The 18,220-nt window shown below is 70.5% G+C and carries 22 protein-coding genes; 8 read left to right on the top strand and 14 right to left on the bottom strand.

Annotation, left to right across the window (positions count from 1 at the left end):
• Positions 1-9: 9 nt before the first annotated feature.
• The 4 genes from pstB to VGD32_RS01220 form a co-directional block, all read right to left on the bottom strand.
• Positions 10-873, bottom strand: a complete 864-nt coding sequence (gene pstB, locus VGD32_RS01235; protein ID WP_331030084.1) for a phosphate ABC transporter ATP-binding protein PstB — start codon at positions 871-873, stop codon at positions 10-12.
• Between the two features lie 4 nt (positions 874-877).
• On the bottom strand, positions 878-2,188 hold the full coding sequence (gene pstA / locus VGD32_RS01230) for a phosphate ABC transporter permease PstA (protein ID WP_331030083.1): 1,311 nt from the start codon (positions 2,186-2,188) through the stop codon (positions 878-880).
• Positions 2,181-3,425: a phosphate ABC transporter permease subunit PstC gene (pstC, locus tag VGD32_RS01225; protein WP_331030082.1), complete on the bottom strand. Its 1,245-nt coding sequence runs from the start codon at positions 3,423-3,425 to the stop codon at positions 2,181-2,183. Before pstC ends, pstA begins: the two co-directional genes overlap by 8 nt.
• Positions 3,426-3,563: 138 nt before the next feature.
• Positions 3,564-4,982 (bottom strand): sensor histidine kinase, encoded by a 1,419-nt coding sequence (locus tag VGD32_RS01220; RefSeq protein WP_331030122.1) that lies wholly within the window; start codon positions 4,980-4,982, stop codon positions 3,564-3,566.
• 157 nt (positions 4,983-5,139) lie between these two features.
• Here VGD32_RS01220 and VGD32_RS01215 point away from each other — a divergent pair, with 157 nt between their 5' ends.
• Positions 5,140-6,096 (top strand): ABC transporter ATP-binding protein, encoded by a 957-nt coding sequence (locus tag VGD32_RS01215; RefSeq protein WP_331030081.1) that lies wholly within the window; start codon positions 5,140-5,142, stop codon positions 6,094-6,096.
• The gene (locus VGD32_RS01210; protein WP_331030080.1) at positions 6,093-7,484 is read left to right on the top strand and encodes an ABC transporter permease; all 1,392 of its coding nucleotides are present in this window, start codon (positions 6,093-6,095) and stop codon (positions 7,482-7,484) included. Before VGD32_RS01215 ends, VGD32_RS01210 begins: the two co-directional genes overlap by 4 nt.
• Positions 7,485-7,507: 23 nt before the next feature.
• Here VGD32_RS01210 and VGD32_RS01205 read toward each other — a convergent pair whose 3' ends face one another.
• Positions 7,508-7,903, bottom strand: a complete 396-nt coding sequence (locus VGD32_RS01205) for a hypothetical protein (protein ID WP_331030079.1) — start codon at positions 7,901-7,903, stop codon at positions 7,508-7,510.
• A gap of 141 nt (positions 7,904-8,044) precedes the next feature.
• A complete protein-coding gene (gene rpsU, locus VGD32_RS01200; RefSeq protein WP_168049186.1) occupies positions 8,045-8,299 on the bottom strand; it encodes a 30S ribosomal protein S21 in 255 nt (84 codons plus the stop codon).
• A 188-nt stretch (positions 8,300-8,487) separates the two neighbouring features.
• Between rpsU and VGD32_RS01195 the strand changes: the two genes are divergently transcribed.
• Positions 8,488-9,183 carry a COQ9 family protein gene (locus tag VGD32_RS01195; RefSeq protein ID WP_331030078.1) on the top strand — a complete coding sequence of 232 codons (696 nt, stop codon included), beginning with the start codon at positions 8,488-8,490 and terminating at the stop codon, positions 9,181-9,183.
• A 36-nt stretch (positions 9,184-9,219) separates the two neighbouring features.
• On the opposite strand, the gene VGD32_RS01190 is transcribed toward VGD32_RS01195, so the two are convergent.
• Together VGD32_RS01190 and purE are read right to left on the bottom strand one after the other, a co-directional pair.
• Complete coding sequence (locus VGD32_RS01190) at positions 9,220-10,299, bottom strand: 5-(carboxyamino)imidazole ribonucleotide synthase (protein WP_331030077.1); 1,080 nt, start codon at positions 10,297-10,299, stop codon at positions 9,220-9,222.
• The gene (gene purE, locus VGD32_RS01185) at positions 10,300-10,803 is read right to left on the bottom strand and encodes a 5-(carboxyamino)imidazole ribonucleotide mutase (RefSeq protein ID WP_331030076.1); all 504 of its coding nucleotides are present in this window, start codon (positions 10,801-10,803) and stop codon (positions 10,300-10,302) included.
• 122 nt (positions 10,804-10,925) lie between these two features.
• On the opposite strand from purE, the gene VGD32_RS01180 reads away from it, so the two are divergent.
• Positions 10,926-11,489: a GGDEF domain-containing protein gene (locus VGD32_RS01180; RefSeq protein WP_331030075.1), complete on the top strand. Its 564-nt coding sequence runs from the start codon at positions 10,926-10,928 to the stop codon at positions 11,487-11,489.
• Positions 11,490-11,492: 3 nt separating this feature from the next.
• Here the strand turns inward: VGD32_RS01180 and VGD32_RS01175 are convergent, their stop codons facing one another.
• The 3 genes from VGD32_RS01175 to VGD32_RS01165 are packed head-to-tail and all read right to left on the bottom strand — an operon-like array spanning position 11,493 to position 12,843.
• Positions 11,493-11,717 carry a YdcH family protein gene (locus tag VGD32_RS01175; protein WP_331030074.1) on the bottom strand — a complete coding sequence of 75 codons (225 nt, stop codon included), beginning with the start codon at positions 11,715-11,717 and terminating at the stop codon, positions 11,493-11,495.
• Between the two features lie 38 nt (positions 11,718-11,755).
• Complete coding sequence (locus VGD32_RS01170) at positions 11,756-12,232, bottom strand: TIGR02444 family protein (protein WP_331030073.1); 477 nt, start codon at positions 12,230-12,232, stop codon at positions 11,756-11,758.
• Positions 12,229-12,843, bottom strand: coding sequence for a UbiX family flavin prenyltransferase (locus tag VGD32_RS01165; RefSeq protein WP_331030072.1), 615 nt, complete (start codon positions 12,841-12,843; stop codon positions 12,229-12,231). Before VGD32_RS01165 ends, VGD32_RS01170 begins: the two co-directional genes overlap by 4 nt.
• 116 nt (positions 12,844-12,959) lie before the next feature.
• On the opposite strand from VGD32_RS01165, the gene VGD32_RS01160 reads away from it, so the two are divergent.
• Complete coding sequence (locus tag VGD32_RS01160) at positions 12,960-13,133, top strand: YdcH family protein (protein WP_331030071.1); 174 nt, start codon at positions 12,960-12,962, stop codon at positions 13,131-13,133.
• A 57-nt stretch (positions 13,134-13,190) separates the two neighbouring features.
• Here the strand turns inward: VGD32_RS01160 and VGD32_RS01155 are convergent, their stop codons facing one another.
• On the bottom strand, positions 13,191-13,859 hold the full coding sequence (locus tag VGD32_RS01155; protein ID WP_331030070.1) for a DUF1013 domain-containing protein: 669 nt from the start codon (positions 13,857-13,859) through the stop codon (positions 13,191-13,193).
• 226 nt (positions 13,860-14,085) lie between these two features.
• Between VGD32_RS01155 and VGD32_RS01150 the strand changes: the two genes are divergently transcribed.
• Complete coding sequence (locus tag VGD32_RS01150; protein ID WP_331030069.1) at positions 14,086-14,667, top strand: beta/gamma crystallin-related protein; 582 nt, start codon at positions 14,086-14,088, stop codon at positions 14,665-14,667.
• Here the strand turns inward: VGD32_RS01150 and VGD32_RS01145 are convergent, their stop codons facing one another.
• Positions 14,668-15,639 carry an NAD(P)H-quinone oxidoreductase gene (locus tag VGD32_RS01145; RefSeq protein ID WP_331030068.1) on the bottom strand — a complete coding sequence of 324 codons (972 nt, stop codon included), beginning with the start codon at positions 15,637-15,639 and terminating at the stop codon, positions 14,668-14,670. It lies immediately after the preceding gene.
• Between the two features lie 81 nt (positions 15,640-15,720).
• On the opposite strand from VGD32_RS01145, the gene VGD32_RS01140 reads away from it, so the two are divergent.
• Together VGD32_RS01140 and VGD32_RS01135 are read left to right on the top strand one after the other, a co-directional pair.
• Positions 15,721-15,924: a DUF1192 domain-containing protein gene (locus VGD32_RS01140; RefSeq protein WP_324812194.1), complete on the top strand. Its 204-nt coding sequence runs from the start codon at positions 15,721-15,723 to the stop codon at positions 15,922-15,924.
• Between the two features lie 100 nt (positions 15,925-16,024).
• Positions 16,025-16,543 (top strand): DUF1465 family protein, encoded by a 519-nt coding sequence (locus tag VGD32_RS01135; RefSeq protein WP_331030121.1) that lies wholly within the window; start codon positions 16,025-16,027, stop codon positions 16,541-16,543.
• Between the two features lie 4 nt (positions 16,544-16,547).
• On the opposite strand, the gene VGD32_RS01130 is transcribed toward VGD32_RS01135, so the two are convergent.
• Complete coding sequence (locus VGD32_RS01130) at positions 16,548-18,110, bottom strand: L,D-transpeptidase family protein (RefSeq protein WP_331030067.1); 1,563 nt, start codon at positions 18,108-18,110, stop codon at positions 16,548-16,550.
• Positions 18,111-18,220 lie beyond the last annotated feature (110 nt).

The following is an 18,220-nucleotide window of genomic DNA, read 5'->3' as shown; positions in this document are numbered from 1 at the left end:
GGGCGGGTCCTAGCCGAAGCGGCCGGTGATGTAGTCGAGCGTGCGCCGCTCGCGCGGGTTGGTGAAGATGTCCTCGGTGTCGCCCATCTCGACCAGCCGGCCGAGATGGAAGAAGGCGGTGCGCTGGCTGACCCGGGCGGCCTGGGCCATGGAGTGGGTGACGATGACGATGCAGTAGCGTTCGCGCAGTTCGTCGATCAGCTCCTCGATCCGCGCCGTGGCGATGGGGTCCAGCGCCGAGCAGGGCTCGTCCATCAGGATGACCTCCGGCTCGACCGCGATGGCGCGGGCGATGACCAGCCGCTGCTGCTGGCCGCCGGACAGGCCGGTGCCGGGCGAGTGCAGGCGGTCGGCGACCTCGTCCCACAGGCCGGCCCGCTTCAGCGACGCCTCGACGATGCCGTCGAGCTCGGCCTTGCCCTCGGCGAGGCCGTGGATGCGCGGTCCGTAGGCAACGTTCTCATAGATGGTCTTGGGGAAGGGATTCGGCTTCTGGAACACCATGCCGACGCGGGCGCGCAGCAGCACCGGGTCGACCGACCGGGCGTTGACGTCCTCGCCGTCGATCTCGATCCGGCCGGCGACGCGGGCGCCGGGGATGGTGTCGTTCATGCGGTTCATGGTCCGCAGGAAGGTCGACTTGCCGCAGCCCGACGGGCCGATCAGCGCCGTCACCGTCTTGTCGGCGATGTCCATCGAGACATCGAACAGCGCCTGTTTGCCGCCATAGAAGACGGACACGTCGCGGGCGGCGATCTTGACCGGCGCGTTTGGGTCGGCGCTGTGCAGGACGGCGGGGCGGGCAATCACCTCAGCCTCGGCCGGCGCGCCGCCCTGGGTTCCGTCAGGAGCTCGAAACAACTTGAATTTCATTTCATTACCACCGGCGTTCGAAACGGCGCCGCAGGACGACGGCGGCGGCGTTCATGACGACCATGAAGGCGAGGAGGACGAGGATGGCCGCGGCGGTGCGCTCGTGGAACGCGCGCTCCGAGGCGTTTTCCCAGATGTAGACCAGCGAGGGCAGGGCGCCGGTGGGCTCGGTCAGGCCGTGCGGCACGCCGGGGACGAAACTGACCATGCCGATCAGCAGCAGGGGGGCGGTCTCGCCCAGGGCGTGGGCCATGGAGATGATGGCGCCGGTCATCACGCCGGGCATGGCCAGAGGCAGGGTATGCTGGAACACGGTCTGCGTCCGCGACGCGCCCACGGCCAGCGCCGCCTGACGGATCGAGGGCGGCACAGCCTTCAGCGACGAGCGGGTGGCGATGATGATGGTCGGCAGGGCCATCAGGGCCAGCACCAGTCCCCCGACCAGCGGGCTGGCGCGCGGCAGGTGCATCCAGTTGATGAACAGGGCCAGGCCGAGCAGGCCGTAGATGATCGACGGCACGGCGGCCAGGTTGTTGATGTTGACCTCGATCAGGTTGGTCAGCCGCCCCTTGGGCGCGAACTCCTCGAGGTAGAGCGCCGCGCCCACGCCCAGCGGAATGGCGATGACGGCGGTGACCAGCAACATCAGGGCCGAGCCGATCACGGCGCCGAGCACGCCGGCCAGTTCGGGTTCGGTCGAGTCTCCCTTGGTGAACAGGGCGCTGTTGAAGTGACTCTCGATCTGCCCTTCTGCGCGCATCCGCTCCAGCCAGCCGATCTGCTCGTCGGACAGGCGGCGCTGTTCGGCCGGGGTGTCGAGCGATATCTCGCCCTTGAAGTAGAGATCGGCGTCGTCCGACAGGGGCGCGGCGATCGGCACGGTCCGGCCGATCAGCTCCGGCTGGCGCTGCACGCGATCGGCGGCGATGAATTTCAGTTCCGACGAGAACAGGCCGCGCATGGCCTGGGACTTCGTGCCCTCGGCATCGTCGGCGAGGCCCAGGCGCGCCAGCGCCTGCTCGGCGGCCAGAAGCTCGAAATTGGTCCCCTGCGGATAGGCCCGGTCGACGCGGGCGGGGTCCATGTAGACCGGCACGGTCACCGTGTGGGCGTAGAAGGCCGTATGGCCCTGCTCGACGATCCGGCCGAGCAGCAGCAGCAGGAAGCCCACGGCGACGCCGATGGCCAGCAGGCCGTACAGCTTGAAGCGCCGCTCGCGCGCATAGCGGCGCTTCAGGCCGGTGCGCATCCGGTCGACGCGGCCGGGCGCGCCGGCGGGCGGGGCGGCGGGCTGGGGAAGGACCGCGTCAGTCATACTGCTGCCGATAGGTGTGGACGATGCGCTGGGCGATGATGTTCAGGCCCAGGGTGATCAGGAACAGCGTCAGGCCGAGTCCGAAGGCCGCCAGCGTCTTGGGGCTGTCGAATTCCTGGTCGCCGGTCAGCAGGGTCACGATCTGGACGGTGACCGTGGTCACGGTGTCGAGCGGATTGAAGGTCAGTTTCGCGGCCAGGCCGGCGGCCATGGTGACGATCATGGTCTCGCCGATGGCGCGCGACATGGCCAGCAGCATGGCCCCGGCCACGCCCGGCAGGGCGGCGGGCAGCAGCACCCGCGTCACCGTCTCGGACTTCGTCGCGCCCATGGCGTAGGAACCGTCGCGCAGGCTCTGCGGCACGGCGTTGATGATGTCGTCCGACAGGGAGCTGACGAACGGGATCAGCATGATCCCCATCACCCCGCCGGCGACGAGCGCCATCTGGTTCTGGACCAGCATCAGATACTGGCCGAGCCCGTCCAGCGGCCCGCCGACCAGCTGGGCGCCGATGCCGTTGAAGAACTCGCGGAAGGCCGGACCCACGGTCAGGGCGGCGAAGAAGCCATAGACGACGGTCGGCACCCCGGCGAGAATCTCCAGCACCGGCTTGACCGTCGCCCGGAACACCGGCCCCGCGTACTCGGACAGATAGATGGCCGCGAACAGGCCGACCGGCGCGGCGACCGTCATGGCGATGAACATGATCAGGAAGGTGCCCGCGAACAGGGGTAGCGCGCCGAACGCGCCGCTGGATCCGACCTGATCGGCGCGGATGGCGGTCTGGGGGCTCCACTGGGTTCCGAACAGGAACTCGCCGACCGGCACCGAGGCGAAGAAGCGCAGGGAGTCGAACACCAGCGAGGCGATGATGCCGACGGTGGTCAGGATGGCGATGACCGAACTGGCGAACAGCAGGCCGACGATCCAGCCCTCGACCCGGTTGCGCGCCCGCAGTCCGGGCCGGATCCGGCTGAAGGCGAAGAGGGCGCCGAGCACGGCCGCCAGCGCCGCGCCCGCGGCCGCCGCGCCGGCTCCGAGGGAGGGCGCCAGGACGGCCGCGCCGATCAGCACCGCCAGCGCGGGGACCAGGCTCCAGATCAGGGCGTAGGCCCCGTGCTGGCCCGGCCGCGAGTGGGCCTTGATCCCCTGATGACGCCGGCGCGCCAAGGCCCGGCCGCCCGTATAGGCGGCCGCGGCTGCGACGATCAGGATCGGCAGGTAGAGCCAGGTCATGCGGGTCCGGAACCGGTGAATCAGGACGCGCCGGTCGCCCGGTCGTCCGCGGGGCGGAACCTGCCCGCGAATGGTCAGCGGATTAAGACGACTGCGTGACAGTTCTGTAACGGCGATCAGCCCGCCGGGGCGCCGCTGTCACAGACTTTCCGGGGAGCCTTTCGGCGCGGCGACGGGGAAGTAGGCCGTGAACACGGCGCCCTGGCCAGGCGCGCTTTCCACCGTCAGGCCGCCGCGGTGGCGGTTGACGATGTGTTTGACGATGGCGAGGCCCAGGCCCGTGCCCGAGCGTTCGCCGCTCTTCTGACCCTCGACGCGGTAGAAGCGTTCCGTCAGCCGCGGCAGGTGCTCGCGCGCCATGCCCGGGCCGCGGTCGCGCACCGTGACGGCGGCGTAGAGCAGGCCCGGTTCGCGGTCCGGCGTCACCAGCGGCAGGCGTGTGGCCCCGTCGCCGCGGTTGCCGCCCGACCATGGAGCCGAGGCCTGATCCAGCGTCACCGCGGACTGGATGACGACCTCGACCGTATCTCCGGCCGCGGAGTATTTGATGGCGTTGTCGACGAGGTTCTGGATCACCTGAACGATCTCGTCGCGGTCGCCGTGCACGGGCGCGCTGCCCGTCCGGTCCTGCAGCACCACCCGCACCTGGCGCTCGGCCGACAGAACGCTGACGGCGTCGATCACGTCCGAGGCCGCCCGCGCCAGATCGACCCGGCCGGCCGGCGGGACGTGCTCGTTCAGCTCGATCCGGCTCAGCGACAGCAGATCGGCCACCAGACGTCCCATCCGCTCGGCCTGCGCCGCCATGATGTCGAGGAATTTGTCGCGCGCCCTCGGGTCGTCGCGGGCGTGGCCCTTCAGCGTCTCGATGAAGCCCGACAGCGAGGCCAGCGGGGTGCGCAGCTCGTGGCTGGCGTTGGCGAGGAAGTCGACACGCATCATTTCCATGCGCCGGACGTCGGTCTCGTCCCGCAGCATCGTCAGGGCGAGGGGTCGTCCGTCGGCGGACGGCAGGGGCCGGGTCAGCGCCCGCCAGTGCCGCGTCTGCGCCCCGACGCCGGCGTAGTCCGTGGATCGCTCGACCCCGCCGAACAACGCCTCGTCGACCGCCTCCAGCACCGCCGGATCGCGCACGGCCGATACCAGCAGCGCCCCCTCGCGGGGAATCCGCAACAACTCCCGCGCGGCGGCGTTGGCGAGTATCACGCGCCGGCTCGCCATGTCGTCGGCCTCGCCTCCGGAGACCACCAGCACGGGGTCGGTCAGGGCCTCGAATAGATCGTCCAGCAGGGCCCGGTCCGCGGCCGGCCGGGCCGGGTCCGCCGCGCGGGCGGCCTTGACCGCGCCGCGCGCCGGCGCGGGCCCGGACCTGCGGTTCAAGGCCCAGGCGGTCAGCGCCACCAGCGCCGCTCCCGCCAGCAGCGGTCCGGCGATCTCCCGATGCAGCACGGCCAGGCCCAGCAGCACCACCACCGCGACGCCGGCGCTGGCCCCGGCCGTCCACAGGCGGGAGCCGACGGGCGGCGCGACGGGCGAGGGCGGGAATTCGTACGGCATCGGGCGCATTCGGATTTTCGGCCGGCTCGCCGACTCTATCCGCCGAACATGACACGGAATTCATGACAAAGGCACGGCGGCGAGGCGCGGCGGTGTTGTCAAACGTCCTTTACAGACCTACCAATGTCGCCGGAGACCGGTATCCGGTGGAGGGCATATGACGGCGGCATTGACGCTTGACGGGGTCAGCAAGCGCTACGGCGATTTCCAGGCCGTGCGCGACCTGAGCTTCCAGGTCGAGAAGGGCTCGATCTGCGGCTTCCTCGGCCCGAACGGCGCGGGCAAGACCTCGACCATCCGCATGATCCTCGGCCTGCAGCCGGCGAGCGCGGGCCGGATCACCATTCTGGGCGCCGACGACGGCCGCAAGGTGCGCGACCGGATCGGCTTCCTCCCGGAAGAGCGGGGCCTCTACAAGAAGATGACGCCGGTGGACGCCATCGCCTTCTTCGGCGCGCTGAAGGGCCTGCCGACCGGCGAGGGCCGCCGCCGCGCCCGCGAGATGCTCGACGCCCAGGGGCTGGGCGACGCCAAGCGCAAGAAGATGAAGGAGCTGTCCAAGGGCATGTCCCAGAAGGTGCAGCTGATCGCCTCGGTGGTGCACCGGCCGGAGTTCGTGATCCTCGACGAGCCGTTCTCGGGTCTCGACCCGGTCAATCAGCAGGGGCTGGAGGCGATGATCCGCGGCCTCGCCGCCGACGGGGCCACCGTGCTGTTCTCGACCCACGTGATGCAGCACGCCGAACGGCTGTGCGACAAGGTGGTGCTGCTGGCCCGCGGCCGGAAGGCGTTCGAGGGCACGGTCGCCGAGGCCCGGGCGACCACGCCGCGCTTCCTCGAACTGGAGGGCGCCATCGCGCCCGAACAGGCGGCGGGTTTGCCCGGCGTCAGCGCCGTCGAGGTGGTCTCGGAGGCCGACGGCGTGCGCGTGCTCAAGGCGGCGCTGGCCGCCGGGGTGCGGGGGCAGGACGCCCTCAAGGCCGCCTTCCTGAACGGCCTGGACGTGCGTCGCTTCGAACTGCGCGAGCCCAGCCTGCACGACGCCTTCATCGGCCTGACCGGCGACAACCCGGATCAGGATCAGTCCGTCAAAGCCGCGGAGGCCGCCCGATGAACCGCACCCTGCTGATCGCCCGGCGCGAGTTCGCCGCCTACGCCAAGACCGTCGGCTTCTGGCTGTCGCTGCTGGCGTTTCCGCTGTTCGCCCTCGTCGGCGGCGCCGTCCCCATCCTGATCAAGTCGTCCGAGCCGGTCCGCGCGGTCGCGATCATCGAGGACGGCTCGCGGGCCACCGGCCTCGCCGCCTCCGTCCAGGACGCCCTGCGCCGCGACGCCGAACGCCAGCGCGAGCGTCAGCGCCTCGCCATGGAGAAGGCGGCCGAGACGACCGGAACCCAGGCCGCCGGGGCCGGCGCCGCCCAGGGGGCCCTGGCCTCGCTGTCGCGGCAGCGCCTGCGCATCGTCGGGACGCCGCCCGAAATCCTCGCCGCCGCCCCGGGACCGGCGCGCGACGCCGCCGTGCGCCGCTTCCTGACCGACGAGACGCCGAAGGATCGCCGTCTGGACGCCGTGGTCTTCCTCGACCGGGACGCCAACGGCCCGGCGGCTCGCGTCTGGACGGCGCGCGCCACCGACGACGCGGTCGAGGACTTCATCCGCGACGCCCTCCGCGCCGCCAACCGCAAGGTCGTGTTCGAGAGCGCCGGCATCGATCCTTCGGTGGTCGAGGAAACCGAGAAATTCCGCCCGACCATCGGCGTCTTCTCGCCGAAGTCCGCCAGCGGCGGCGAGGTGTCCCTGCGCGACAAGCTCCCGGCCATCATCGGCATGGCGGGCGGCTTCCTGCTGTGGTCGCTGATCATCACCGGCGCCTCGATCCTGCTGAACAGCGTGATGGAGGAGAAGTCGAACAAGATCCTCGAGGTGCTGCTGTCGTCGGCGTCGGCGACGGAGATCCTGACCGGCAAGGTGCTGGGGGTGGCCCTGCTGACCGTCACCGTGCTGCTGGGCTGGGGCGTCATCGGCGCCGCGGGGCTGGCGTCGTTCGCGCCGGAACAGGCGGCCATGGTCGGCGACATCCTGCTGTCCGGCGGGATGCTGGTCTGGTTCGCCGCCTTCATGGTCGGCGGCTATCTGATGTACGCGGTCCTGTTCGCCGCCATCGGAGCCTTCTGCGAGACCCCGCGCGACGCCCAGACCCTGATGGGGCCGATCATGATGGTGCTGGTCATCCCGATCATGACCATGACGATGGCCATGACCTCGCCCGACGCGCCGGCGGTGAAGATCCTGTCGTGGATCCCCTTCTTCACGCCGTTCCTGATGATGGCCCGCCTGCCGTCCGATCCGCCGATGATCGAGCTGGCGGCCTCCATGGCCGGCATGTTCGCCTTCGCCCTGCTGATGGTGTGGGTCGCCGGCCGGGCCTTCCGGGCCGGGGCGCTGTCCGACGTGAAGCTGAGCTGGAAGGCGTTCGGCGCGGCGATCGGCCGGGGACGGTAGGCCGCCGCCGCCGCCTTCGACGGTCAGGCGTCCGCGGCGGAGGCGGGGCGCCGGCCGCGGACCAGCGCCGTCAGAAAGGCGAGGGCGAAGGCGAGGTGGACGACCACGAACACCCGGGCCAGGTCCCGCGCCTCGCCCGTCGCCACGCCGTGGACGTCGTTGAGCGCGACCGCCCCGAAGCCGATGGCGTTGGCGATGAGCACGGCGCGCAGCCAGTCCCCGGCCGGGGCGCTGCGCGACAGGGCGTTCAGCGCCGCGATGCCGAGGAACGGCCCGCCCAGCAGCCTCAGCAGGGCGAGGAGCGCCGGCGAGGCGTCCGCCGGCACGGCCCCGACGCCGAACTTCAGCGGGGCGAACATCAGCGCCAGGCCGATCACGGCCAGGTAGAGGGATGAGATCGTCAGCGTCCAGCGAGCCATCAGCGCCTCCCAGGTCTTCGCTACGGGGATGCGCAGCATAACGGGCGCGGCGAACGGCGTGAATCGGCGACGGAAGACAGGAAAAAGGCCGCTCCGGTTTGCCCGGAGCGGCCTTTCTGATCTCTGTTCGGAACGTCGGCTTTAGCCGCGGGCCGGACCGGCGCCCGGGACGCGGGGCTTCGGCGGCGGCAGCAGGCCTTCGCGCTGGGCGCGCTTGCGGGCCAGCTTGCGGGCGCGGCGCACGGCCTCGGCCTTCTGGCGGGCACGCTTCTCCGAGGGCTTCTCGTAGTGCACGTGGCGCTTCATCTCGCGGAAGCTGCCTTCGCGCTGCATCTTCTTCTTGAGGGCCTTCAGCGCTTGATCGACGTTATTATCGCGAACGAAAATCTGTACCAGGTTGAACTCTCCTTTGGCCGCCCGCCGCGTCCTGTGAGGGAGACGGGCAGACAAATAAATCTCATCCTCGCCAGACGGGGGTCCGCGAGTGAAGGCGGGCTGATACACGAGCGGCCCCGCTCTGTCCAGATCGTCGCGGCAAGATGTGAAGGCTCGAAACGCCCGCCAGACGGGCTTATGCTGCCCCCATGACCGAGGCGCCACACCTGTCGAACGACCCCCCGGGGGGAGAGGCTCCCAAAGCCGATTGGGCCGACCGCATGGAGCAGAGGGTGCTGGACGCCGCCGTCGCGCGCGCGCCGGCGCTGGGCTGGAACGGCCGCATGGTGCGCGCCGCCTGCGAGGCCGAGGGCCTGTCGCAGGGGGACGAGGAGCTGCTGTTTCCCAACGGGGCGCGGGATCTGGCCGCCCTGCTGTCGCGCCGCCATGACGACTGGGCGCTGGCCTCGCTGGCCGGGATCGATCCGAAGACGCTGAAGATCCGCGAGCGAATCGCCCGGGCCGTCTCCGCCCGCATGGAGGCGGGGGCTGACGATCTGGAGGCCACGCGCCGCTGCGCCGCCTTCCTGGCCCTGCCCACCAACGCCGACCTGGGCCTGAAGCTGGCTTGGGAGACCGCCGACCTGCTGTGGAACTGGGCGGGCGACACGGCCACGGACTGGAACCACTATTCCAAGCGGGCGATCCTGTCGGGCATCCTGATCCCGGCCCTGACCATGCGCTGGTTCGACGGCAAGGACGCCGCCGACGCCTTCGTCGCCCGCCGCATCGACAACGTCATGACCTTCGAGAAGTGGAAGGCCGGCAAGGATTTCGACGCGCCGCTGCGGAAGGTGACGGACGTGCTGAGCCGGATGAGATACGGGGCGAAGGCTCCCCAATAGCCCGCCCATCCCGGCTTTCGCCGGGATGGGCGGAAATTAAAGAGATCTCACCCGGTTCACATGGCCCATCTTGCGGCCGGGGCGGGCCTCGGCCTTGCCGTAGAGGTGGAGGCGGGCGTCGGGGCGGGCGGACAGGGCCCTCCACTGATCGACCTCGTCGCCGAGCAGATTGGTCATCTCCACCCGGGCGTGGGCGGCGGTCGGACCCAGGGGCCAGCCGGCGATGGCGCGGATGTGCTGCTCGAACTGGTCGCAGACGCAGCCGTCCTGGGTCCAGTGGCCGGTGTTGTGGACCCGCGGCGCGATCTCGTTGACCAGCAGCCTGCCGTTCCCGAGGTCGAACAGCTCGACGCCGAGCACCCCGACGTAGTCCAGACCCTCGAGCACCGCCCGGGCGACGGCCTTCGCCCGCTTTTCCGTCTTCGCATCGACGGCGGCGGGGGCGACCGTGGTCTTCAGCACCCCGCCCTTGTGAGTGTTCTCGCCCAGCGGATAGACGGCGATCCGTCCGTCGCGGCCCCGCGCGGCGATCACCGACAGCTCGCGGGCGAAGTCGGCCTTCGCCTCCAGAATGGCGGGCCGCCCGCCGATCGCGTTCCAGGCGTCAGCGGCCATCTTCGGCGAGCGGATCCAGACCTGACCCTTGCCGTCATAGCCCTCGCGGCGCGTCTTCAGCAGGGCGGGGGCTCCAAGGCGCTCCAGCCCCGCCAGCAGGTCGTCGAGGCTGTCGACCGGGACGAAGTCCACGGTGGTCGCGCCGACGCCGTTGAGGAAGGTCTTCTCGTCGACCCTGTCCTGGGCCACGGCCAGCGCCTTGGGACCGGGGGAGACGAGGGCGCCGCCTTCGGCCAGCCGGGCCACCGAGGCGGCCGGAACATTCTCGAATTCGAACGTCACCGCGGCGCAGGTCTGGCCCAGAACGCCCAGCGCGGTGGCGTTGTCGTAGGCGGCGACGATCTGCCCCTGGGATACGCGCCCGGCCGGGCTGTTCTCTTCGGGATCGAGGATGACGACGTTGAAGCCCAGCCGCGACGCCGCCTGGCTGAGCATCCGCCCCAGCTGGCCGCCGCCGAGTATGCCGAGGGTCGATCCGGGGGGCAGCGGAAGCGTGGTCACTCAGTCCTCGACCGTCTCGTGGACCGCCTCGGTCTGGGCCTCGCGGAAGGCGGTCAGCCGCCCGGCCAGGGTCTCGTCCGACAGGGCCAGGATCTGCGCCGCGAGGATGCCGGCGTTCTTCGCCCCCGCCTCGCCGATCGCGAGGGTGGCCACGGGGACGCCGCCGGGCATCTGGGCGATCGACAGCAGGCTGTCCATGCCCTTGAGCGCCTTCGATTCGACCGGCACGCCCAGCACCGGCAGTTCGGTCATCGAGGCGGCCATGCCCGGCAGGTGGGCGGCGCCCCCGGCGCCAGCGATGATCACCTTGTAGCCCGCGGCCTTCGCGCCGGTGGCGAAGTCGAACAGGCGTTGCGGCGTGCGGTGCGCGCTGACGACCTTGGCCTCCCAGGTCACGCCCAGCCGGTCCAGCGCGTCGGCGGCGTGCTTCATGGTCGGCCAGTCGGAACGGCTGCCCATGATGATCGCCACCGGCGGAGTCCTTGGCGGTGTCTGAGTCGCCATGCTGAGCACTTTCGCGGGAAAGCGGCGCGATACAGGACTCGCGTTGCGCCCGCAACCGACGGCGTTAGGCTGAACATGCGCCGGAACCGAGTGAGTCGCCGGCCGGGGAGCCCTTTTCTTCTGTGACCGACGCGGCCGTCATTGATCCCATCGCCGAGATCGAGCGCCTCCGCGCCGAGGTCGAGGCCCTGCGCCGCCGCGCCGAGGCGGCCGAGGCGGCGGCGGATCACGACGTGCTGACCCCGGCGCTGAACCGGCGCGGCTTCGTGGCGGCGATGAAGAGCGCCATGGCCTTCTGCCAGCGCCATGAGGTGCCGGCAGTGCTGCTCTACCTCGACCTCGACGGCTTCAAGGGCGTCAACGACAGTCTGGGCCACGCCGCCGGCGACGCGGCTCTCGTCCATGTGGCCGAGATGATGCGGGCCAACCTGCGCGAGTCCGACGCCGTCGGGCGGCTGGGCGGCGACGAGTTCGGCCTGCTGATGCTCAACGCCGGCCTCGACGAGGGCCGGGAGAAGGCCCGGCGGCTGGCCGAGGCGCTTGAGACGACGCCGTTCGAATGGGAGGGCCGCTCGGCCGGTCTCGGCGGCTCCTTCGGAGTCCGCGCCTTCGCCGCCCACACCGACCCGGAGGTCTGGCTGGCCGAGGCCGACGCCGCCATGTGGGTGCGAAAGAAGGGCCGCTAATTCTCAGGCGATGATGTCGGGGAGGACGATGGCCTCGATCTTCACGATCTCGTCCCGCAGGGTCAGCTTCTTGCGCTTCAGGCGCGCTATGGTCAGCTGGTCCGGAAGCGGCATCCGCGACAGGGCCTCGATCGATGCGTCGAGGTCGGCGTGCTCTTGGCGCAGTTCCTTGAGCCGGGCGTGCAGCGCCAGCTCTTCCTCGCTCAGAAACGGATCGTCGTCGTTCATCGTATGGCCCCGGAGGCGGGCTTATAGCCTGCGTCGGCTCAGGCCGGAAGCCGTTCGGCGAGCTGGACCAGCCCCGCCCGCGGCGTCATCGGCGACCACTGCCGGGCGACGGCGACGAGGGCGTCCAGCACCGGTCGGCGTGCGTCCTCCGGCGGCGGCGACAGCGCCTCCAGCGCGGTGAGCAGCCGGCGCTCCGCCTCCAGTTCGACGGCCTTGACCTGGGCCCGCACCGCCTCCCGGTCGGCGTCGTCCAGATCAGGATTGCGGCCCTTGAGCGTGCGCCGGACGGCTCTCAGCGGCGCGATGGCCGCCTCCTGCCAGGCCCGCGCGACATCGCAGGCGGCCTCCAGGACGTCGGCGTCCGGATTGCGCCCCGTGTTGGCGGCCCAGGCGGCCCACAGCAGCAGCGGCACGTTCTGGCCGGCGGCGTCTTGGAGGTGCAGGCAGGCCTCGCTGACGCCTTCGGAGGTGTAGGCCCGCACCGCCCAGTCCCACAGCCGGTCGGCGGGGCTCATTCGCTTGTGGCGGGCTTCAGGCCGGCCCAGCGCTTCACGCCGGACCATTCCAGGCCGAACAGGTCCAGGGCGCGGCCCACGGACTGGTCGATCATCGCCTCGATCGAGGCGGGCCGGGCGTAGAGGGCGGGCAGGGGCGGCGCGATGATCGCCCCCATCTCGGTGAGGGCGGTCATGGTGCGCAGATGCCCCAGGTGCAGAGGCGTCTCGCGCACCATCAGCACCAGCGGCCGGCGCTCCTTGAGCACCACGTCGGCGGCGCGGGTCAGCAGGGTCGAGGTCACGCCGGTGGCGATCTCGCTCATGGTGCGGACCGAGCAGGGGGCGACGATCATGCCCATGGTGCGGAACGAGCCCGAGGCGATCGAGGCGCCGACGTCGTTCAGCCGGTGCGTCACGTCGGCGCGGCCCATCAGGTCGTCGGCCGACAGCTCGGTCTCCTGCGACAGGGTCAGCAGGGCGGCGCGGGTGACGACGAGGTGGCTTTCGACGCCCAGGTCGCGCAACGCGTCCAGCGTCCGCACCCCGTAGGCCGCGCCCGACGCCCCGGAAATCCCGACGACAAGTCGGAGAAGCGAGGCGCGTACGGCTCCGTTCACATCATCGGCCATATTCGGGTCCACGGTCGGCGGGTCCGGACGGCCGGCGGCCTCACCGGAAAGTGATTCCACAGCCGGTCAAGCCGGGCGCTCAATCTAGTGGTCCCTTAGACATGGAGGCGCAAGCCATGACCATCGAAGCTCGTATCCGCGAACTGGGAAACCGTCACCGCACCCTGGATGAGACCATCCGGCGCGAGATGATCCACCCGGCCACGGACTCGCTTCGCGTAAGGGAGCTCAAGCAGCAGAAGCTCCGGCTCAAGGAACAGATCACCAGTCTGGAGGCGCGGGCCCACTAGCTACCGCCTCCCGAAAGAAACGACGGCCCCGGAGAGGCGCTCCGGGGCCGTTTTTCGTCAGTCCTTCTTGCCGAAGACCGATTCGGCGGTCGGCTCGGCCCCGCGGCGCTCGCGGGCCTCCGGCACGAACTCCGGCTCGGCGGGCTCGGGCGCGTCGACCGGCTGCAGGGTGGCGCCGCCCTTCTTCGCGTCGTCGCGGGCCTTCTTGTCGGCGGCCTTCTTGACCAGTTCGTCGAGGGCCAGCTGGCCGACAAGTCCCAGCGTCACCGGGTCGACCGGCTTGATGTTGGCGCTGTTCCAGTGGGTGCGGTTGCGCACGCTCTCGATGGTCGACTTGGTCGTGCCCAAGAGTTTGGCGATCTGGGCGTCGGTCACCTCGGGGTGGTTGCGTACGAACCAGGCGATGGCGTCCGGACGGTCCTGGCGGCGCGACACCGGCGTGTATTTCGGCGCCGGCTTGTGGCTCTTCATCAGTTCGGCGTGGCGGCTCACCACGGCCTGCATGCGGTAGTTTTCGTCGTTCTGGGCCTTGTCCAGCTCCTCGCGGGTCAGCTGGCCGTTGACCAGCGGATCGGCGCCCCGGATGTCGCGGGCCACGTCGCCGTCGGCGATGCCGCGCACTTCCAGCGGATGCAGGCCGCAGAAGTCGGCGATCTGCTCGAAGGTGAGGGAGGTGTTGTCGACCAGCCAGACCGCGGTGGCCTTGGGCATCAGGATGTCGGTCATGAGCGTCTTTGCTTCTGTTTTTGGCCCGCCCCAACACGAGGCCTGGCGGGTTCCGGATACGACGGCGCCCGACCTTTCGGCCGGGCGCGTATGCCGTCGATATAGGCCCATTCGCGGCAAAAGAAAACGAAAGCCGACAACGTCGTACAGCCAAGGTTCATCCAGCCTGCTGAACAGTGGTTCCACAGACGCGTTGTGCGTCGATGAAACCCGATGGGAGGGACCCATGCTGATCGAAACCCTTGCCGCCATGACGATGATGTCCGGCCCCCTTCAGGAAGCCGCCCCCTACGGCGGCGGTCAGGAGCGCGTGGCGCCGCGCGGCGACTATCGCGACACCTGCAGCGGCGAGTACGTCAACCGCGGGCGGCTGTACGCCGACTGCCGCGACCGGCGCGGAAACATCCGCGGCACCTCGATCGAGCTGAACCGCTGTTCCGACTATGAGATCCGCAACGACAACGGCCTGCTGGCCTGCGGCCCGCATCGCGGGACGTGGGAGGACCGGCCGGGCGGCGGCGGAGACGGCGGCTGGGGTGGCGGCCGCGGCTCCATCACGGTCTACCGCGACTCGAATTTCCGCGGCGCCAGCACCCGCTTCCAGGGCGCCGTGCCGAACCTGCAGAACAGCGGCTTCAACGACGCCATCAGCTCGATGGAGTTTCGCGGCGAGTGGGTGGCCTGCACCGACGCCTATTTCCGCGGCCAGTGCCAGACGTTCCGTGACGACGTGGCGAACCTGCAGCGTTGGGGCATGAACGACCGCATTTCCTCCCTTCGGCCCGTGGGCCGCGGCGGACGCGGGTAGTCAGGCCGTCAGCACGATCTTGCCGACGTGGTCGCCCGCCTCAAGCCTGAGGTGGGCGGCCGACGCCTGTTCAAGAGGGAAGGTCGCCTCGACCGGCGGCCGCACCCGCCCCGCCGCGACCCAGGGCCAGGCGGTCGCCTCCACCGCCGCGATCAGACGCGCCTTCTCGTCCGCCGGACGGGCCCGCAGGGTCGAGCCGGTCAGGACGATGCGCTTCATCATCAGCCGGGCCAGGTCGACCTGCGCCAACGATCCCGAAAGGGTGGCGATGACCACCCAGCGGCCGAGCGGCTTCAGCACCCTCTGATGCAGGGCGGCGTATTCGGCGCCGACCATGTCCAGCACCACGTCGACGCCGCCGAAGGCGGTGATGGCCGCCTCCAGATCGTCGGACCGGGCGTCGAGGCTCAGGTCCGCCCCGAGCGCCGTGGCGGCCTTCGCCTTGTCCGGCCCGCGCGAGGTGGCGATCACCCGCGCACCGGCCGCCCGGGCCATCTGGATGGCGGTGACGCCGATGCCGCTGGTGGCGCCGTGGATCAGCAGCGTCTCGCCGGTCTTCAGGGCGCCGGCCTCGAAGACGTTGGCGAAGACGGTGCAGACGGTCTCGGGCAGCGCCGCCGCCTGAACGAGGTCAAGGCCGTCGGGAACGGGCAGGGCGTGGCGGGCGTCGACCACCGCGTAGCCTGCATAGCCACCGCCGCCCAGCAGGGCGCAGACGCGATCGCCGACGGCCCAGCGGGCGGCGCCCGGGCCGATCTGGTCCACCTCGCCGGCGACCTCGAGGCCGAGGACGTCCGATGCGCCGGGCGGAGGGGGATAGCGGCCCTGCCGCTGCAGCAGGTCGGGGCGGTTGATCCCGGCGGCGCGCACCCGGATGCGGATCTGGCCCGGGCCGGCGACAGGATCGGGCCTTTCGACGAGCGCGAGCGCTTCCGCGGGACCTGATCCGCCGGTGATTTCGACAGCCCGCATCGGCTCCCCGTTCTTGCAATCGTCCCTGTCCGGGCGTTCAGATAGGCGCTTGCCCGTGGATTGGCCAAGAAGGAGGCGGCGATGTTCGAGGATCTGGAGCCCCGTCCGGCGCGGGGCGCGCCCCTGATCGCCCTGACGCGCGAGGATCTGGACGGCTATTCGGTCGAGGACCTCAAACAGCGCATCGCCGGGCTCGAGGCGGAGATCGCGCGGTCGAAGGCGGCCATCGACGGCAAGTCGTCGCAGCGCAACGCGGCCGACGCCATGTTCAACTTCCGCTCCTGAATCAGCCTGTTGGCATGGCCGTTGCAGACGGCTCAGACACCGCGCGAAACCGTGCCGGTCGTGATACGGATGCGCCTGCCACATGAGTCTGACCGAGTTGATGCCCAGCGACGACCTCAACATTCCCACGCCCGGCGGACGCAATCGCGCGGCGGTGGTCGACGACTTCGCGCGGTCGGAGCTGTTCGACCGCACCTTCCGCGAGGGCATGGAACTGGTCGAGGAGACCGCCGCCTATCTGGACGGCGACGGGCGGCGGGAATCCAAGCTGCTGTCGCGGGCCACGGCCCTGGCCTACGCCGGCGAGAGCATGAAGCTGACCACGCGGCTGATGCAGATCGCCTCGTGGCTGCTGGTCCAGCGGGCGGTGCGCGAGGGCGACATGACGGCCGCGGCCGCCTGCGACGCGCGCTACCGGCTGGCCGAGCGCAAGATCGAGGCCGAGCCGACGCATCCCGAACTGCCGATCGCCCTGATCGAATACGTCGTCCGGGCCGAGAAGCTGTACGACCGCGTGCTGCACCTCGACCGCCGCATGTATCTGGACGGGCCCGAGGAAGAGGCGGTCAATCCGGTGCAGAGCCAGCTGGACCGGCTGGCCGCGGCGTTCCGGAACTAGGCCTCTACGGGCCGACGTCGTTGGCGACGTTGCGGCCGTCGTCCACGGGCTTGGGCAGGCTGACGGCGATGCCGAGGGCCTCGGCCAGCTTGTCGTCGCGGCCGTAGACGTCCTCGCGGAAGGCGACCCGGCCCTGACCGTCGACGAACGCCGTCCAGTAGAGCAGGCGCACGGTGATCTCGCGGCCCGTCTGGATGCGTTTGGTCTCGCGGCTGTCCTGGGCCGCGTCGAACTGGGCCAGCAGCGAGGGATCGGGCGACAGCAGCAGGCGGGCGAATTCGACGGCGCCCTGGACCCGGACGCAGCCGTGGCTGCGCTGGCGCATGGCCAGGTTGAAGACGGCCTTGGCCGGCGTGTCGTGCAGGAAGATGGCGTAGCTGTCGCGCAGTTCGAACTTCACATAGCCGAGCGCCGCCGTCGGCCCGGCGCGTTGCACGACCGTGCCGGACTCGGTGATGAACATGTTCTGGCTGGCAAGATAGCCCGGTCCGCGCGGCAGGATCTCGTTTCGGGCGATCGAGGCCGGGACGTACCAAGGCGGATTGGCCACGACCGAGGCGAACTGCTTTTCGAGGCTGGGGGTCTGGTTGTCCGGCGAGCCGACGACGACGCGGTTGGAGTGAACCGGCTTGCCGTCCTTCCAGTAGACCATGATGGCGGCGGCGGTGTTGACCTCGATCCGCTCCGGGGCGAGGTCGCGCTTCAGCCAGCGGCGGCGTTCGAGGTTCAGCGCGATCTGGCGGGCGCGGTCCTCGGCCGAGGCCGAGAGCGAGCGCTGGGTGCCCGTGCCGATGCGGCCGTCCGAACCCAGGCCGTGCCGGACCTGGAAGCCCTTCACGGCCTCGATCAGTTCGGGACCATAGAAGGTTCCGGCCGACGCGAGGCGGGCGCCGTCGGCGGCGGACAGATCGCCCTCGGCGACCAGGCGCTGGATCAGGACGGGAATGCGGGGGTCGCTGGTTTCCGGCTCGATGGTCGGACCGGTCTGGAAGGTCGGCCAGCCGCGGCCGTCGCGGATCATCCGGCGATAGCGCACATAGCCGGCCGACAGGTTGGAATAGCCGATGTCGGTCGGGGCCAGCGCCTCGAACCAGTCCACCAGCCGGTTCTGGGCCAGGGCGTCGTTCAACCCGACGGGCAGGTCGACGCGGTTCTTCTGCATCTCCCACAGGTCTTCGACGGTCTCGGGCCGAACCCGGCCCTCGGCCAGGACGCGGCCATAGCCGAGCGCGGCGGCCGTGGTGCGCATCTCGGCCGCCGCCGGAACGGAGGCGAGGGCGTCGAAGTCGAAGAAGTCGCCCTGCGACAGGCCGTGGCGTTCGGCGCGGCCGGCCGCGCCGCGCAGGGCCTGGAGACGCTCTGACGTCCACACCGGCCGCCAGCCGTTCAGCTCGTAGAAGGCGCGGACGTCGGGCTGGATGGTCGCAGGGAGCCGGGCCAGCTGGTCGTTGAAGCTGTCGTAGAAGGCAATCGACGCCGGGTCGCGGGTCTGCGCCCTCGCGGCGACCCCGCTTGCCGACGCGATGGCCGCCGCCGCCGCGCCCAGACCCAGTTGCCGTCGATTCATCACTGCTGCTCTTCGCCCGATTCCGCGCAGGACCCTGCGCTCACGCCCCGGTGGTCCAACGCCGCCATGTTATCGGCGTTCCGGGCAAACAGAAAGGCGTCGGTCCCGGG

This window comes from Brevundimonas sp. (genome assembly GCF_036402095.1).
GTDB lineage: Bacteria > Pseudomonadota > Alphaproteobacteria > Caulobacterales > Caulobacteraceae > Brevundimonas.
This window is presented reverse-complemented; position numbering and strand designations above follow the sequence as displayed.

Excerpts from the sequence above, each read along its gene's own strand:
- VGD32_RS01150 (WP_331030069.1), top strand. The coding sequence starts at position 14,086 with ATGCTGATCGAAACCCTTGCCGCCATGACGATGATGTCCGGCCCCCTT.
- VGD32_RS01170 (WP_331030073.1), bottom strand. The coding sequence starts at position 12,232 with ATGAGCCCCGCCGACCGGCTGTGGGACTGGGCGGTGCGGGCCTACACC.
- pstC (WP_331030082.1), bottom strand. The coding sequence starts at position 3,425 with ATGACCTGGCTCTACCTGCCGATCCTGATCGTCGCAGCCGCGGCCGCC.
- VGD32_RS01220 (WP_331030122.1), bottom strand. The coding sequence starts at position 4,982 with ATGCCGTACGAATTCCCGCCCTCGCCCGTCGCGCCGCCCGTCGGCTCC.
- pstB (WP_331030084.1), bottom strand. The coding sequence starts at position 873 with ATGAAATTCAAGTTGTTTCGAGCTCCTGACGGAACCCAGGGCGGCGCG.
- VGD32_RS01165 (WP_331030072.1), bottom strand. The coding sequence starts at position 12,843 with ATGGCCGATGATGTGAACGGAGCCGTACGCGCCTCGCTTCTCCGACTT.
- pstA (WP_331030083.1), bottom strand. The coding sequence starts at position 2,188 with ATGACTGACGCGGTCCTTCCCCAGCCCGCCGCCCCGCCCGCCGGCGCG.
- VGD32_RS01140 (WP_324812194.1), top strand. The coding sequence starts at position 15,721 with ATGTTCGAGGATCTGGAGCCCCGTCCGGCGCGGGGCGCGCCCCTGATC.
- VGD32_RS01210 (WP_331030080.1), top strand. The coding sequence starts at position 6,093 with ATGAACCGCACCCTGCTGATCGCCCGGCGCGAGTTCGCCGCCTACGCC.
- VGD32_RS01135 (WP_331030121.1), top strand. The coding sequence starts at position 16,025 with ATGCCCAGCGACGACCTCAACATTCCCACGCCCGGCGGACGCAATCGC.
- VGD32_RS01205 (WP_331030079.1), bottom strand. The coding sequence starts at position 7,903 with ATGGCTCGCTGGACGCTGACGATCTCATCCCTCTACCTGGCCGTGATC.
- VGD32_RS01145 (WP_331030068.1), bottom strand. The coding sequence starts at position 15,639 with ATGCGGGCTGTCGAAATCACCGGCGGATCAGGTCCCGCGGAAGCGCTC.
- VGD32_RS01175 (WP_331030074.1), bottom strand. The coding sequence starts at position 11,717 with ATGAACGACGACGATCCGTTTCTGAGCGAGGAAGAGCTGGCGCTGCAC.
- VGD32_RS01160 (WP_331030071.1), top strand. The coding sequence starts at position 12,960 with ATGACCATCGAAGCTCGTATCCGCGAACTGGGAAACCGTCACCGCACC.
- VGD32_RS01155 (WP_331030070.1), bottom strand. The coding sequence starts at position 13,859 with ATGACCGACATCCTGATGCCCAAGGCCACCGCGGTCTGGCTGGTCGAC.
- purE (WP_331030076.1), bottom strand. The coding sequence starts at position 10,803 with ATGGCGACTCAGACACCGCCAAGGACTCCGCCGGTGGCGATCATCATG.
- VGD32_RS01130 (WP_331030067.1), bottom strand. The coding sequence starts at position 18,110 with ATGAATCGACGGCAACTGGGTCTGGGCGCGGCGGCGGCGGCCATCGCG.
- VGD32_RS01195 (WP_331030078.1), top strand. The coding sequence starts at position 8,488 with ATGACCGAGGCGCCACACCTGTCGAACGACCCCCCGGGGGGAGAGGCT.
- VGD32_RS01215 (WP_331030081.1), top strand. The coding sequence starts at position 5,140 with ATGACGGCGGCATTGACGCTTGACGGGGTCAGCAAGCGCTACGGCGAT.